Origin of the sequence: Pseudomonas sp. IPO3778, assembly GCF_013386825.1 — a bacterium.
GTDB lineage: Bacteria > Pseudomonadota > Gammaproteobacteria > Pseudomonadales > Pseudomonadaceae > Aquipseudomonas.
Genome location: NZ_JACARC010000028.1, coordinates 185160 through 199655, shown reverse-complemented (window position 1 = coordinate 199655; position 14496 = coordinate 185160). Strand labels below are relative to the sequence as shown.

Sequence of the window (14496 nt, the reverse complement as noted above, 5' to 3'; positions counted from 1 at the left end):
CGACCTAAGGAAGCATCATCGTGAAAATCAACTGGGCTGAAAACCTGCGCAAGACCGTGCACCAACTGGCCGAGTCCTTGGGAAATCTGTTCGTCGAGACCTTCCACTACCTGGCGCTGTTCGCCATTGGTGCGGTGACCGCCTATGCCGCGGTGATGGAGTTTCTGGGGATGCTGGAGACAGGGCACATCAAGATCGATGACATCTTGCTGCTGTTCATCTACCTGGAATTGGGGGCGATGGTCGGGATTTACTTCAAGACCAACCACATGCCGGTGCGCTTTCTGATCTACGTGGCGATCACCGCGCTGACCCGCCTGCTGATCTCCAACGTGTCCCACCACAACCCGCCCGACATCGGCATCATCTACCTGTGCGGTGGGATTCTGCTGTTGGCGTTCGCGATTCTGGTGGTGCGGTATGCGTCGTCGGCGTTTCCGTCGGTGAAGGTCGAAGGCCCGCGCCGCAAGGGCGAAGCGAGCCTTGAAACAGAGAAAGGCGAGCTTTAAAGCCCGGCACTCAGCGGCGGCCGGCTGACCGGCGGCCGCTGCAACACTTTGTGGCTGTCCCCGTCGGTCATCACCGCCAATATCTCAATCGCGCTGTGCCCCTGCTCAATCGCAATCCCGAACTGCACACTTTGCACCAGCCGTTTCAGGCGCTGCGGGTCGTTGCGTTGTTCGGCGCTGATCATGCGTTTGGCCACTACGCCGTCTTCGTCGGACAGGGTCAGCATGATGCTGCCGTCCAGCCGTTGGATGCTCAAGTTGACCCGGTATTTCGGGGCGAAGGTGTCGGTGATGATCTGAAAAGGATTGTCCATGGTGCGTTACCGCCTGATAAGAACATGCAGTCATTGACGACCGGTGTCGGGATTAGTTCGCGTTTCCTGACCACCGGCCATTCGCTCGCTGAGGTTTTCACAAGGTCCGTTTTCCTCAAGTGCTGTACAGCAAGGGGCGTGCCGTACAAGCGTTCAGCATTGCCTTGAATTAACTGTGGGAGCTGGCTTGCCTGCGATTGCGGAGGATCAGCCGGCATTTATACCCACTGATCCACCGCCATCGCGGGCAAGCCCGGCTCCCACAGGGTGCGGCGTTCACTCAAGTCGTGGTGGGTGTGTCCTGTTTCAGGGCATGACCGAGAAAACGATCGCAGACAGCGCAATCAAGCCGATCAACACCACAAACACGTTGGACACCTGGCCCGAATACTGGCGCAAAGATAGCACTCGGCGAATGGCGTACATCGGCATCAGGAACAACAGGCAGGCGATGATCGGCCCGCCCATGGTTTCGATCATGCCGAGGATGCTCGGGTTGAACGTGGCCACGGCCCAGCAGGTGAGCACCATGAACAGTGCGGTGCAGCGCTCCAGCCACTTGGCCGACATCGAGCGGTTACGCCCGCGCAGGGATTTGACGATCAGGCCCTGGAAGCCTTCGCTGGCGCCGATGTAGTGGCCCAGAAAGGATTTGGTGATCGCCACCAGCGCGATCAACGGCGCGGCGTAGGCGATCACCGGCGTCTGGAAGTGGTTCGCCAGGTACGACAGGATCGAGATGTTCTGGGCCTTGGCCGCTGCCAGGTCAGCCGGCGACAGGGCCAGTACGCAACTGAAGCAGAAGAACATCACCGTCAGCACCATCATGCTGTGGGCCATGGCCAGGATGCCGCTGCTTTTGCGCTCGGCCTGCGGGCCGTACACGCGTTTTTGATCGACGGCGAAGGCGGAGATGATCGGCGAGTGGTTGAAGGAAAACACCATCACCGGGATCGCCAGCCACAAGGTCTTGAAGAACGCCGGCAGGGGCATGCCTTCGCTGGCGGAGGCGAAGAACGCGCCGTTCCAGTTGGGGATCAGGCTCACCGCCAACAGCAGCAGGGCGGCGACGAACGGGTACACCAGCACGCTCATGGCCTTGACGATCACGCCCTGGCCGCACCGCACAATGGCCATCAGGCCGAGGATCAGCACCAGCGACAGGATCGCCCGGGGCGGCGGCGCCATGTGCAGTTGGTGTTCCATAAAGCTGGTCAGGGTGTTGGTCAGCGCTACGCTGTACACCAGCAAAATCGGGAAGATGGCGAAGAAGTACAGCAGGGTGATCAGCTTGCCGGCGCCGATGCCGAAGTGTTCTTCCACCACGTCGGTGATGTCGCCGGATTTGCCCGACAGCACAAAGCGCGTCAGCCCACGGTGGGCGAAGAAGGTCATCGGGAAGGCCAGCAGCGCCAGCACGATCAACGGCCAGAAGCCGCCAACGCCGGCGTTGATCGGCAGGAACAGCGTGCCGGCCCCGATGGCGGTGCCGTAGAGGCCGAGCATCCAGGTGGTGTCGTGTTTGTTCCAGCCGGTTGTCACGGTGGTCGTGGTCAGGTCTACAGCGGGATTTTCGGCAGCAGGTGTACGTACATCGGTCATCGTTATGGCCTCGTTATTGTTTTTGCGCGGGCTCACGTTGGGACGCTCAGGCCATGTGAAAACTACTGCGCTCGGCAATCCTGCGTTAAAAACAGACTCGGAATGCTCATTTAGGGGCCTAAACTCCGCTTCCTCGCCTGTTTTTGCCTTGTCTTACCTGCGCTCGCTACGTTTTCACACGGCCTTCGTGGAGTGCTCCGATCAGCACTCCACCCAGCTGACCGCCAGGCCGCCCCGTGAAGTTTCTTTGTATTTGTCGTGCATGTCGGCGCCGGTGTCGCGCATGGTGCGGATCACCCGGTCCAGGGAAATGAAGTGTTTGCCGTCGCCGCGCAGGGCCATTTGCGTGGCGTTGATCGCCTTGACCGCCGCGATGGCGTTGCGCTCGATGCACGGCACCTGCACCAGCCCGCCGACCGGGTCGCAGGTCAGGCCGAGGTTGTGTTCCAGGCCGATTTCGGCGGCGTTTTCCAGTTGCTCCGGGGACGCGCCGAGTATGTCGGCCAGGCCCGCAGCGGCCATGGCGCAGGCCGAACCGACTTCGCCCTGGCAGCCAACTTCGGCGCCGGAGATCGAGGCGTTTTTCTTGCAGAGGATGCCGACGGCGGCAGCGGCGAGGAAGAAATTCACCACGTCATCGTCGGACGCGTCCGGGTTGAACTTCATGTAGTAGTGCAACACCGCCGGGATGATCCCCGCCGCTCCATTGGTAGGTGCGGTGACCATGCGCCCGCCGGCGGCGTTTTCTTCGTTGACGGCGAGGGCAAACAGGTTGACCCATTCCATGGCCGACAGGGTTGAAGTGATGACGTTGGGTTTGCCGATTTCCAACAGGCTGCGGTGCAATTTCGCCGCGCGCCGTGGCACATCCAGGCCGCCCGGCAAGATGCCTTCATGGCGCAGGCCTTGTTCGACGCATTCGCGCATCACCGACCAGATATGCAGCAGGCCGCTGCGGATCTCGGCGTCACTGCGCCAGGCCCGTTCATTGGCCATCATCAGTTCGGAAACCCGCAGGCCATGCTTGTTGCACAAGGCCAGCAGTTCGACGGCGCTGGAGAAGTCGTAAGGCAATTGCACTTCGGATGTAGGCGCAATGCCGGATTCAGCTTCCGCCGCTTCGATGATGAAACCGCCGCCCACCGAGTAGTACGTCTGTTCGCTCAACAGGCCACTTTCGCCGTAGGCGTGCAGGGACATGGCGTTGGGGTGGTAAGGCAGGCTTTCGTCCAGCAGCAGGAGGTCGTGTTGCCAGTTGAAAGCAATCGAGTGGCGGCCAGCGAGCAGCAATTGGCCGGATTCGCGCAACTGCTGGATGCGTGGGCCGATGCTGGTGGGGTCGATGCTGTCTGGCCATTCGCCCATCAGGCCCATCACGCAGGCGCGGTCGGTGGCGTGGCCGACGCCGGTGGCGGACAGCGAGCCGTACAAACGCACTTCTACCCGGCGGGTTTCGTCGAGCAATTGCTGGTCAGTCAGCCCCTGGACGAAGGTCGCCGCCGCCCGCATCGGGCCGACGGTATGGGAGCTGGAAGGACCAATGCCTACCTTGAATAGATCGAAAACACTGATAGCCATGCTAAAGCCTTACAAGCAATGGAGTAGGAATCGCTGCCATCTTTTGTAGGACAAGCGCAATTGGCGCGATACTGAGCCTCTGGATCGGCACTGACCAACGAATTATCCTAAGACACCCTTTAGCAGGACTAAACCCTATGGCTCGCCCGCTTCATGGCCAGACTTACGTCTGGTTGCACGTTTTTTCCTGCGCGGCACGGCATTTGTCGTTCACCCGCTGCGCCGAAGAACTGCACATCACCCCGGGCGCGGTCAGCCAGCAAATTCGCCAGTTGGAGGAGCGTTTAGGCTTCCGGCTGTTCCATCGACGGGCGCGTGGGGTTGAGCTGAGTGCGGAAGGCCAGCGCCTGGCGATCACCGTGGGCGAGGCCTATGGCAGCATCGATGCGGAGTTGCAGCGGCTGGATGCGGGGATGATCAGCGGTACGTTGCGCCTGCGCTCGATTCCGTCGTTTCTCGGCAAATGGCTGACCCCGCGCCTGCCGCGTTTGCAGCAGCGCTTCCCGGATATTCAACTGCGCATGGTGGCCGAAGACAGCAGCATCGCCCTGCACGAAGGCGACTTTGACCTGGCCATCGACCTGAACGACGGCAGCTACCCCGGCTTGTTATCCACCGCCCTGTTGGATGAGCAGATCTTCCCGGTGTGTGCGCCGAGCCTGCTGCGGGGTCGACCACCGCTGCATGGCCCGGCCGACCTGGTGCATTTCCCGCTGTTGCACGACATCACGGCCTGGCGTGGGAGTTATGAGTACGCAGAGTGGGAGTTTTACCTGAATGCCATCGGCTACGACGCTGCCGACGTACGGCGCGGGCATACCTTCAACCGCAATCACCTGACCATCGAAGCGGCAATTGCCGGCATGGGGGTGGCGATTGCCCGGCGCACCTTGCTCAATGACGAACTGGAACGTGGCACGTTGATCGTGCCGTTCGGCCTGGCGGTGCCTAATCACAAACGGTATGTGCTGCTGTATGCGCCGGGCGCGCTGAGCCATCCGGGCGTGCGGGCGGTGCATGACTGGCTGGTGGAGGAAGCCGGGATTTTTCGCGGATTGCACCCGTTGGGAGAGGGGCAATTGTAAGGAAGTTGGCGGTAAGAAGATGTAACCAACTCCCCACCCTAACAGCGTTTTTGGTTGTAGTCAGGGTTAATTTGTAATGTGGGATTTATCTTTGCAAAGGGCTTGAAATGTTCCTCTGTCTGCTCAATTGTGTAATCAGGAGGTCATGGTTTTCACCCATCCGGTGAAGCAGGAATGGCCTTCCGCGAGCTAGCTGAAATAAGGGAAAACTATGCAAATCCAAGTCAATAGCGATAACCATATTGAAAGCAGCATCCGACTGGAGGAGTGGGTACGTACCACCATTGAGAGCACGCTCGAACGTTATGAAGAAGATCTGACCCGCGTCGAGGTTTATCTGCGGGACGAAAACGGTGACAAGCCCGGTCCACATGATCTGAGTTGCCGACTGGAAGCACGGCCAAAAGGCCATCAACCGATTTCGGTCCTCCATAAAGCCGATACGCTGGAACAGGCGATCGATGGTGCGGCCACCAAACTGGACCATGCCCTGGAGCATCTGTTCGGCAAACTGCAAGGCAAGCCCCGAGCGGCCGCCAAAAATACCCCGGACCGAAAAATTGACGAAGACGGTCTTGAAGCGGAATTTTTGGAAAACGAACAGGCTGCGCTTAACAGCTGATCGCTGATACTTTTTTCAACCCCACTGAAACGGGCCTGCAGATGCAGGCCCGTTTTCGTTTCAAGCGTCAGCGCGGGCAGCGCCGGAAAAAACCACGGCTCAAGAGCGCCAGTGCGCAGGCGCCCAACCCCGCATACACCATGGCCCAGCCGGCACCGCTGCGCAGCGCGGCCTGGGCGATCACCTGCCCCTGGGGCAACACCTCCAGCTTGCCGGCGGCGATGTCCTGGCTGAGTGTTGCCAACGGTGCCGTGTCGGGCAATACGCCCGCCAGGTCATGCGCGATCCCGAGGATCAACACCAACCCCATCAACGCGATATTGAGCGCCAGGGTGATCAGCCGTGCACTGAAGTCGATGCCCGAGGCCATGCCCGCGCGGTCGGACGACACCGAGCCGGTGGTGGTGTTGGTGGTGGGCGAGTTGGTCAGCGCCAAGCCGCTGCCAGCAATCCCACAGGCGATAAGGATCAATACCACACTGGGCTGGTCGCTATGGTTGATCGCGGCCATGGCCATAAACCCCACGCCCATCAAGCCCAGGCCCAACGGGATGATGCGTTCGGCGCCGTAGCGCAAGGCCAGGCGTTCAGCCAGTGGGGGTACCACCAACGTGGGCAGGGTGTAGGCGAGCAGGGCGAGCCCGGTGAGCATCGTGTCGTAACCCAGGCCGGCCTGGAAATACAGCGGCAGGTAGATCATGAAGGGCCAGAAACTGAAGTTCATGCCGATCGAGCCCATCAGCGCGCCGTTGAAGCGCGGGATGCGAAACACCGAGAAGTCGAACATCGGGTGCGGGCTGCGCCGCTCAATCACCACGAACAACAGCAAGCCGGCCACCGACAGTCCGGCCCAGCCGAGCATGGCCGGTGTGGCAAAGCCGCTCGCGGTGCCTTGGGTGATGAAGTAGACCAGGGCAAATACCGCCAGGGTCAGGGTGGCCATGCCGGCGATGTCGAGGCGATGGGCCGCCGGGTCACGGGATTCCTGCACGCTGATGCGCAGCAACACCAGGGTGAACACGGTGAGCGGCACATGCACCAGGAACACCCAGCGCCAATCCGCGACCGCCAGGATCAACGCGCCCACCATCGGCCCGAAGCCCAGGCCCACACCGGCGATCACGCCCCACACCGCAAACGCCCGCGCCCGCGCCGCCGGCTCGCGGAACTGGTGCGAGAGGATCGCGAACTGGCAGATCATCATGGCCCCGGCCCCCACGCCCTGGACAAAACGCGCCGCGATCAGCGTGGAGGCGTCGTTGGCCAGACCACAGGCCAGCGACGCCAGCCCGAATACCCACAGGCACAGCACCAGCATGCGTCGCCGGCCAAAACGATCGGCCAAGGTGCCGGCGGCCATCAGCACGCTGGTGCAGGCCAGGGTGTAGGCGTTCATGATCCATTGGGCGTCCTGGAAGCCGGTGCCCAATTGCTGTTCAAGGGTGGGCAAGATGACGGGCACGCTGGAAATCTCCAGCCCGAACATCAGCGCCACCAGGCACACGGCGGTGAGCGCAAGGCCATCCCTGGCGGTGCGCGGCGGGCTGATGGCGGATACAACGGCGTCGGATGGCATGGCCTCTTCCTTTCGATGGGGGAAGGTGTCATTTTTGCGGGAATAGGATTCTTTATTGGCGATACTTCTTCCTGTGATAAGGGAATTAAGGGCGACAAACGACCATGGCTACCCCGCGCTTTGATGGTGTTGAACTGTTTTTGCAGATCGTCGAGAGCGGCAATCTGACGGAGGCCGCCGAACGGCTGAACCTCACGCGCTCGGCGGTGGGCAAGGGCCTGGCGCGCCTGGAGGCGCGGCTGGGTACGTCGCTGTTGCAACGCTCCACCCGCCGGCAGCGTTTAACCGAGGACGGGCAGGCCTATTACGAACATTGCCTGCGCGCGCTGGCCGAGCTGGAAGCCGCCGAATCCGTGCTGGAAAGCGGCCGCCAGCAACCCCGTGGACGGTTACGGGCGAGCTTGCCTTTGGCGTTCGGTCACCACTATGCGGCGCCGGCGTTGTGGGGGCTGATGGACCGCTTTGCGCAACTGGAGATCGAGATTTCCTTCTCCGACCGGCTGATCGACCTGGCCCAGGAAGGCTTCGACCTGGCGGTACGCATCGGTGCGTTGCCCGACACCGACCGCCTGAGCGCACGCCGCCTGGGCGAACAGGCGATCGCCCTGGCGGCCTCACCCGCGTACTTGCAGCGCACACCTCCAATCGAATCCATCGAGGACCTGGCCGTGCATCGGGGCATTGCCTACCGCAGCAATGCCCCGCACCGGGCGCGGGTGGCCTCGCCGTTGATCCTCGATGACCTGCAAGCCGTGGCCGATGCCGCCATCGCCGGGGTCGGCCTGGCCTGGTTGCCCAGTTGGCTGATCGCCCACTACGTGTTGCGCGGGCAACTGCAGGCGGTACTGCCGGGCCACCGCGAGCAGCCGATGCCGATCCATGTCATCTGGCCCACGGCGACGCACATGCCGGCCAAGACCCGCTGTGCCATCGACGCGTTGGTGGCCGGCACACCGTCGTGCCTGGCGGGCAGTTGATCAGAACGCGATGGACGTTTGCACATACAGCGTGCGCGGCTCACCGACGTATTTACCCTTGTTGTTATCGTCAAACGAGCGGGTGTAGTACTGCTTGTTGAAGATGTTTTTCACACCTACCGCCACGTTCAAGTCCGACAGCTGCGGGCCGAAGTCATACGCCGCGCGGCTGCTGAACAGCATGTAGCCGGGGATGCGTCCGGTGCTGCCATCGGCACTTTGCGCTTCAGTGTTGGCGTTGTCGGCGAACTGGCTGCTCTGGTAGCTGCTGTCCACATTCAACTTCCAGCGACCTTCGGTGTAACCCACCCCCAGCGTGCCTTTGTGCTTGGAGGAGAAGGGCACGCGGTTGCCTTTGTTCGGCCCGTCTTCGCGGATGGTGGCGTCGACGTAGGCGTAGGTGGCGTACACATCAAAACCGGCCAGCGCCGGGCTCAAGCCGTCGAGGGCATAGTTGATGCTGGACTCGATGCCCTGGTGACGGGTTTCGCCACGGGCGATCACGGTGTCGTTGGTCTGGTTGCTGTCGTACTGGTTGTCGAAGTTGATCAGGAACGCACCGATTTCCGCGCGCAAGGTGCCGTTGTCATAGCGCGTGCCGAGTTCCCAGGTGCGGGCTTTTTCCGGCTTCACTTCGCCGCTGGTCACGCGGTTGGGCATCTGGCTGTACTGCACGCTGCCGAACGAACCTTCGGTGTTGGCGTAGAGGTTCCAGTCATCGGTCAGGTGGTAGAGCACGTTCAACGCCGGCAGGGCGGTGTTGTAGTCACCTTTGTATTTGACGTTGCTGAGGTTGTTGGTCTGCTGGGACTCGATCATCTCGTAGCGGATGCCCGGGGTGATGGTCCACTGGCCGATATCAATCCGGTCGTCGACGAAGAACGCGTTGGCTTCGGTGCTGCCCCGGGTGTCGCGGTCGTTGCGGCTGTCGGTGGTGGGCAGTTGCTGGTTGGCGGCAATCGGCGTGCGGTAGCGCAGTTCATGACCGGCTTCGTTGATGTAGCGGTAGCCCACGCCCACTTCGTGGCGGGTGGGGCCGAGGTCGAAGCCTTGGGCAAAGCGGGTTTCGAGGCCGCGCACCCAATACTCGCGGGGCGACAGGGAGAGGAAGCTGCCCTGGTCCAGGTAACCACTGCGCAGGGTGGTGGTGAAGAAGCTGTTGACCGTGAATTCCCGGCGGTCTTCCTGGTAGCGATAGCCCGCGTTGAACATCGTGCGGCGGCCCCAGAACTGATCGTAGGGGCGGGTGGACTGATACGGGTCGGCCTTGTAGGCCGCAGTGCTCAAACCACCGGGCATATCGGCCTTGCCTTCGTAGTACTGCGCCATGGCGTTGAAGCTGTTGGCGTCGTCCAGCTGGTATTTGCCCTTGAGGATCAGGTCGTCGATGCGGGTGTCGCTGTTTTCGCGCCAGTCACCGCCACGGGTGCCGGAATACAGGATCGCGCCGCCCAGGCCGTTGTCTGCCGTGCCGCCGGCCAGCAGATTGCCGGTGGTCTTGAAGCCGTCGTGGCTGGAAGACGGGCTGGTTTCGGTCTGCAGCCCGCCTTTTACCGTCGGTGCATCGGGAATCGCGCGGGTCACGAAGTTGACGATGCCGCCGACGTTCTGTGGGCCATAACGCACGGCACCGCCGCCGCGCACCACGTCCACCGCGTCCATGTTGCCCATGCTGATGGGCGCGAACGACAACTGCGGCTGGCCATAGGGCGCGAACGGCACCGGGATGCCATCCATCAAGACCGTGGAGCGCGAGGCGAGGCGGGGATTAAGCCCGCGAATGCCGAAGTTCAGCGCCATGTCGTGGCTGCCGGTGCCGTTGTTTTCCGGGGCGTTGACCCCGGGAATGCGGTTGAGCACGTCGCGGGCCTGGGTGGCGCCCTGGCGTTCGAATTCTTCGCGGCGGATCACGTCCCGTGCGCCGGGGTGTTCGAAGACGTTGGTTTGCGCCGCATCCCCCAGCCAGTCGCCCACCACGTTGGAGGTGCCCAGCTCAAGGGTGGCCGGGGCATTGGCCGGTTGCAGGCTGAAGGCATTGTTGCCCTCGGCACGGGCTTGCAGGCCGGTGCCTTTGAGCAGGGCGTTCAAACCTTCTTCGGCGGTGTAGTTGCCCGACAGGCCTTGGCTTTGCACGCCGGCCGTCACGTCTGAGCCAAACGAAATCAGCACGCCGGCTTCCCGGCCAAATTGATTCAACGCGGCTTCCAGTGAAGTGGGGGCGATGCGGTAGGGCTTGGCATCGGCCGCCATCCCGTAGGGCACGGCGCTGAAGCTAAGACTGGCTCCCAGCAGCAAATGGCGCAGGGTACGGGCGAGGGGCGTCAGGCGGGTGGGTTGCTGGGGCATGAAGTGCGGTCCTGAGAAGGAAGGATCAAGGGGGCTTTCCTTCTCTGTCACGCGAGGGGTGGAAAACGGCTCACGGGGTTTGAAAATAATTCAGGCGCGGGCTTCGACGGTCACCCAGTAACGGGTAAACCGCCGGACCTTGACCGGCAGGCTGACCTGCAGCAGGTCCAGAATCCGCTCGCTGTCGTCCAGCGGGTAACTGCCGGAGATCAGCAGGTTGGCCACTTGCGAGTCGCAGTTGAGCTGGCCACGGCGATAACGGCTCAGTTCGGCGAGGAAATCTTCCAGGCGCATGTGAGCCGCCATCAGCATGCCATCGGCCCAGGCGCCGCTGCCGGCGTCGGTGGGGCGGGCGGTGTCCCAGCCTTTGCGGGTGAAATTGAGCTGGTGGGCTTTTTCGACGGACAACGGCAAACCGCTATAGGTGTTGGGCATCACGTCAACGTGCCCCTCAAACACCGCCAACTGCGTGTGATCGTTGAATTGCCGCACGTTCAACCGCGCCGCCTGGGCGCTGAGCAGGCCCTGGGCGGTGACGACCCGCAGCGGCGCGTTGCCCGGTGTGGCGGTCAGCAGGATTTCGCCTTCCAGCAGGCGGATCAAGCGTTGCTGGCCATCAAAATGCACATCCACCGCGCTGCCGGTGTTGAGCTGCAACTGGCTGCCATCGGCCAACTGGAACTTGCGCCGCTGGCCGATGGGGCTGCGGTAGTCGGCGGTGAGCGGCGGCAGGATATGTTGCTGGCGCAAACCCCAGGCCGTGGCTGAACCGGCACCGAGGATCAGCAACAGCTTCAAGGCCTGACGGCGACTGCTGGATTTCGGCGCGTTCAAGGCGGCGTGGGCCAGGGGCGAGGGCATCCCGCGCAACCGCTGGTTCACCCGCTGGATGTGCTCCCAGGCGCGCTGATGTTCGCTGTGGGCGTCCAGCCATTGTTGCCAGGCTGCCTGTTGGCGCGGGTTGAGCGGGCCCTGCTGCATTTCCATCAGCCAGTGCACCGCCTGTTCGGCGACGTGGGTGGAGACATTCATAAGGCGAAGTAGCAGCGCATGGCCGCTTTATTCAGGTGGCGCTTGACCGTGGCGATGGAGATGCCCAGTTCCGCGCCGATTTGCGCGTAGGTCAGGCCGTCGAGCTGGGACAGCAGGAACGCGCGTTTAACCAGGGGCGCCAGGCCATCGAGCAGTTGGTCCAGTTCCATCAGGGTTTGCAGGATGATTGCCCGCTCTTCCTCCGACGGCGCCACGTGCTCGGGCATTTGCGCCAGGGCGTCGAGGTAGGCGCGCTCCAGGTCCTGGCGGCGGTAATGGTTGAACAGCACGCGCTTGGCGATGGTGGTGAGGAAGGCGCGGGGTTCGATCAGCGTCGGGGTTTCCCGTGCGGTGAGCACACGGATAAAGGTGTCCTGGGCCAGGTCGGCGGCACTTTCCGGGCAGCCGAGCTTGCGTCGCAACCAGCCGGTGAGCCAGTGGTGATGGTCGTGGTACAGGACTTCGACGGTGTTGGACGGCTGCAACGCGCACACTCCGGCAGCATGGGCATGCTTTAGAGAACAAGAATTGTTCGCATTGTAGGGCGCGAAGACGGGTTCGGCAATTGGCGCGGATGCGTTCTCTTTTGCTTATGAGAATATTTATCATTAATATTGCGCGCTGACGAACCTGGCGCCCTGTGCATGAAACGCAAAACCTCACTTCCCGTTTCCTACCGTCTTGCCGTGACTTCGCGCGTGCTGGCGGCTGTGGTCGGCGGTTACCTGCTGGCCTCCCTGGCCAGCGTGTGCATGACCTTGTGGCTGCCCAGCAGCCGGGCCGATGCGGTGATCAGCGGCATGCTGAGTTCGTTTGTCTTCTATCTGCTGGCAGTGATCTGGTGTTTTGCCTGCCGCACGGCCTGGCGTGCCTGGTTTGGCGTGCTGCTGCCCAGCGCGGTTCTGGCCACGTTCGCCGGGTTGGCGTATTGGATGGCGCGCCCATGAAAGAGGGTTTTCGTCAGGCCATGGCCTGGTTGCACACCTGGGCCGGGTTGATCTTCGGCTGGCTGCTGTTTGCGATTTTTCTCACGGGCACCTTGTCCTATTTCAAGGACGAAATTACCCACTGGATGCAGCCGGAAGTGCAGGCGCATCCCATCGATGACGCCCGCAGCCTGGCCGCCGCCCAAATGTACTTGCAGCAACAGGCGCCCAACGCCGCCCGCTGGTTTATCACCTTGCCGAGCAGCCGTGAGCCCGGCTTGTCGGTGATGTGGCAAGACAAGATCGACCCGGGCAAGCGTGGCAATTTCGTCGAAAAACGCCTCGATCCCGTCAGCGGCCAGCAAGTCCAGGCCCGGGAAAGCATGGGCGGCGAATTCTTCTACCGTTTCCACTTCCAGTTGCAAATGCCGTATCCGTGGGGGCGCTGGCTGTCGACTATGGCGGCGATGGTGATGTTTGTGGCGTTGATCACCGGGATCATCACCCACAAGAAAATCTTCAAGGACTTCTTCACCTTCCGCCCGCGCAAGGGTCAGCGTTCCTGGCTCGACGGGCATAACGCGGTGGGTGTGCTGGTGCTGCCGTTCCACTTGATGATCACCTACAGCAGCCTGGTGATTTTCATGAGCATGGTGATGCCGGCGAGCATCCTCGCCTCATACGGCAACGACACCCGGGCGTTCTTCAATGATGTGTTCCCGGCCACCGACAACGCGCCCGCCCTCGGCCAACCGGGGCAATTGCTGCCACTGGGCCCGATGTACGAACAGGCGCGCGAGCAGTGGGCCGGTGGGCATGTCGGACGGTTGGTGGTGAATAATCCAAGCGATGTGAATGCCTCGGTCAATGTGTTCCGCGCCGGGTCGGATCGCGTGGTGCACGACTTTGGCAGCACCGTCTCCTTCAACGGCACCACTGGCGAGCTGCTGCGGGTCAGCGGTGAGCAGTCGCTGCCGGCGGCCATTGGTGGCAGCTTCTATGGCTTGCACATGGGCCATTTCGCCGGGCCGGTGCTGCGTTGGTTGTATTTCATCTGCGGCCTGGCGGGCACGGCGATGATCGGTACCGGGCTGGTGATGTGGCTGGGCAAGCGTCAGCTCAAGCACACTAAAACCGGGGTGATGCCGTTTGAGCTGCGGCTGGTGGAAGTGCTGAACATCGCCAGCATGTCCGGCTTGATGATCGCCATCGCGGTGTTTTTCTGGGCCAACCGTTTGCTGCCGGTGAGCTTTGCCGGGCGGTCGGATTGGGAAGTGAACGCCTTCTTTATCGCCTGGGGCGTGAGCGTGCTGCATGCCATCGTGCGCCCTGGCCGCCGCGGCTGGGTCGAGCAATTGGGTGTGGGCGCGTTGCTGTTTATCGGCGTACCGGTACTCAACGCGCTGACCACGAACCAGCACTTGGGTGTGTCCCTGGCCAACGGCGATTGGGCCATGGCCGGCTTCGACCTGACCTGCCTGGGCAGCGGCGTGTTCCTCGCCTGGGCAGCCTGGAAAATGCAGCACCGCCGCGCCCCTCAGCCCAAGGCCGAACGTGCCCGGCCGTTGACCCTCAAGGGCGAGGTGAACTGAATGCTGTTGGCGCTGCTGCTGTGTTACGCAGGGTTTACCGCGTTGTGCCTGTCCATGGACCGTCACCATGGCGAACTGCTGCGCAGTAAACCCTCGCCCCGGCGGCGCCTGGGTTTGCGCGTGGGCGGCTGGTTGCTGTTGATCGGGTCGATCTGGCCGGCGGTGCTTGCCACCGGCTGGAGCCAGGGTTTGGTGGAGTGGTGCGCGGTACTGATGCTCAGCGGGTTGCTGCTGGTGTTGCTGTTGCCGTATCGGCCAAGGCTGGCCTTGATCCTGGCGGGCGTCGGCCTGCTGGCCAGCCCGGTTGCGGCCTTCGCCACCCTTTGAGCCATCCTTG

The 14496-nt window shown here is 62.3% G+C and carries 14 protein-coding genes; 7 read left to right on the top strand and 7 right to left on the bottom strand.

Annotation, left to right across the window (positions count from 1 at the left end; all coding sequences use genetic code 11):
- The first annotated feature begins 20 nt into the window (after positions 1–20).
- Complete coding sequence (locus HX855_RS13235) at positions 21–509, top strand: phosphate-starvation-inducible protein PsiE (RefSeq protein ID WP_003212783.1); 489 nt, start codon at positions 21–23, stop codon at positions 507–509.
- On the opposite strand, the gene HX855_RS13230 is transcribed toward HX855_RS13235, so the two are convergent.
- The 3 genes from HX855_RS13230 to HX855_RS13220 form a co-directional block, all read right to left on the bottom strand.
- Positions 506–823, bottom strand: a complete 318-nt coding sequence (locus tag HX855_RS13230) for a DUF3509 domain-containing protein (RefSeq protein ID WP_010176956.1) — start codon at positions 821–823, stop codon at positions 506–508. The genes HX855_RS13235 and HX855_RS13230 overlap by 4 nt on opposite strands.
- Positions 824–1129: 306 nt before the next feature.
- Positions 1130–2425 (bottom strand): serine/threonine transporter, encoded by a 1296-nt coding sequence (locus HX855_RS13225; protein ID WP_177083361.1) that lies wholly within the window; start codon positions 2423–2425, stop codon positions 1130–1132.
- A 201-nt stretch (positions 2426–2626) separates the two neighbouring features.
- On the bottom strand, positions 2627–4003 hold the full coding sequence (locus HX855_RS13220; protein ID WP_177083362.1) for an L-serine ammonia-lyase: 1377 nt from the start codon (positions 4001–4003) through the stop codon (positions 2627–2629).
- Positions 4004–4140: 137 nt separating this feature from the next.
- On the opposite strand from HX855_RS13220, the gene HX855_RS13215 reads away from it, so the two are divergent.
- Together HX855_RS13215 and HX855_RS13210 are read left to right on the top strand one after the other, a co-directional pair.
- Complete coding sequence (locus tag HX855_RS13215) at positions 4141–5088, top strand: LysR substrate-binding domain-containing protein (RefSeq protein ID WP_010176953.1); 948 nt, start codon at positions 4141–4143, stop codon at positions 5086–5088.
- A 211-nt stretch (positions 5089–5299) separates the two neighbouring features.
- Positions 5300–5710: an HPF/RaiA family ribosome-associated protein gene (locus tag HX855_RS13210; RefSeq protein ID WP_177083363.1), complete on the top strand. Its 411-nt coding sequence runs from the start codon at positions 5300–5302 to the stop codon at positions 5708–5710.
- A 67-nt stretch (positions 5711–5777) separates the two neighbouring features.
- On the opposite strand, the gene HX855_RS13205 is transcribed toward HX855_RS13210, so the two are convergent.
- A complete protein-coding gene (locus HX855_RS13205; RefSeq protein ID WP_177083364.1) occupies positions 5778–7286 on the bottom strand; it encodes an MFS transporter in 1509 nt (502 codons plus the stop codon).
- A 104-nt stretch (positions 7287–7390) separates the two neighbouring features.
- Here HX855_RS13205 and HX855_RS13200 point away from each other — a divergent pair, with 104 nt between their 5' ends.
- Complete coding sequence (locus HX855_RS13200; protein WP_177083365.1) at positions 7391–8263, top strand: LysR family transcriptional regulator; 873 nt, start codon at positions 7391–7393, stop codon at positions 8261–8263.
- Here the strand turns inward: HX855_RS13200 and fecA are convergent, their stop codons facing one another.
- The 3 genes from fecA to HX855_RS13185 all read right to left on the bottom strand — a co-directional run bounded on the left by fecA (position 8264) and on the right by HX855_RS13185 (position 12126).
- The gene (gene fecA, locus HX855_RS13195; protein ID WP_177083366.1) at positions 8264–10609 is read right to left on the bottom strand and encodes a TonB-dependent Fe(3+) dicitrate receptor FecA; all 2346 of its coding nucleotides are present in this window, start codon (positions 10607–10609) and stop codon (positions 8264–8266) included. It lies immediately after the preceding gene.
- 90 nt (positions 10610–10699) lie between these two features.
- On the bottom strand, positions 10700–11641 hold the full coding sequence (locus HX855_RS13190; RefSeq protein WP_177083367.1) for a FecR domain-containing protein: 942 nt from the start codon (positions 11639–11641) through the stop codon (positions 10700–10702).
- Positions 11638–12126: a sigma-70 family RNA polymerase sigma factor gene (locus tag HX855_RS13185; RefSeq protein ID WP_177083368.1), complete on the bottom strand. Its 489-nt coding sequence runs from the start codon at positions 12124–12126 to the stop codon at positions 11638–11640. The genes HX855_RS13190 and HX855_RS13185 overlap by 4 nt, the downstream gene beginning before the upstream one ends.
- Before the next feature lie 159 nt (positions 12127–12285).
- Here HX855_RS13185 and HX855_RS13180 point away from each other — a divergent pair, with 159 nt between their 5' ends.
- The 3 genes from HX855_RS13180 to HX855_RS13170 are packed head-to-tail and all read left to right on the top strand — an operon-like array spanning position 12286 to position 14486.
- A complete protein-coding gene (locus HX855_RS13180) occupies positions 12286–12588 on the top strand; it encodes a DUF3649 domain-containing protein (protein WP_177083370.1) in 303 nt (100 codons plus the stop codon).
- Entirely contained in the window at positions 12585–14159 is a 1575-nt protein-coding gene (locus tag HX855_RS13175) for a PepSY domain-containing protein (protein ID WP_177083371.1), read from the top strand. Before HX855_RS13180 ends, HX855_RS13175 begins: the two co-directional genes overlap by 4 nt.
- Positions 14160–14486, top strand: a complete 327-nt coding sequence (locus HX855_RS13170; protein WP_177083372.1) for a DUF3325 domain-containing protein — start codon at positions 14160–14162, stop codon at positions 14484–14486.
- Positions 14487–14496 lie beyond the last annotated feature (10 nt).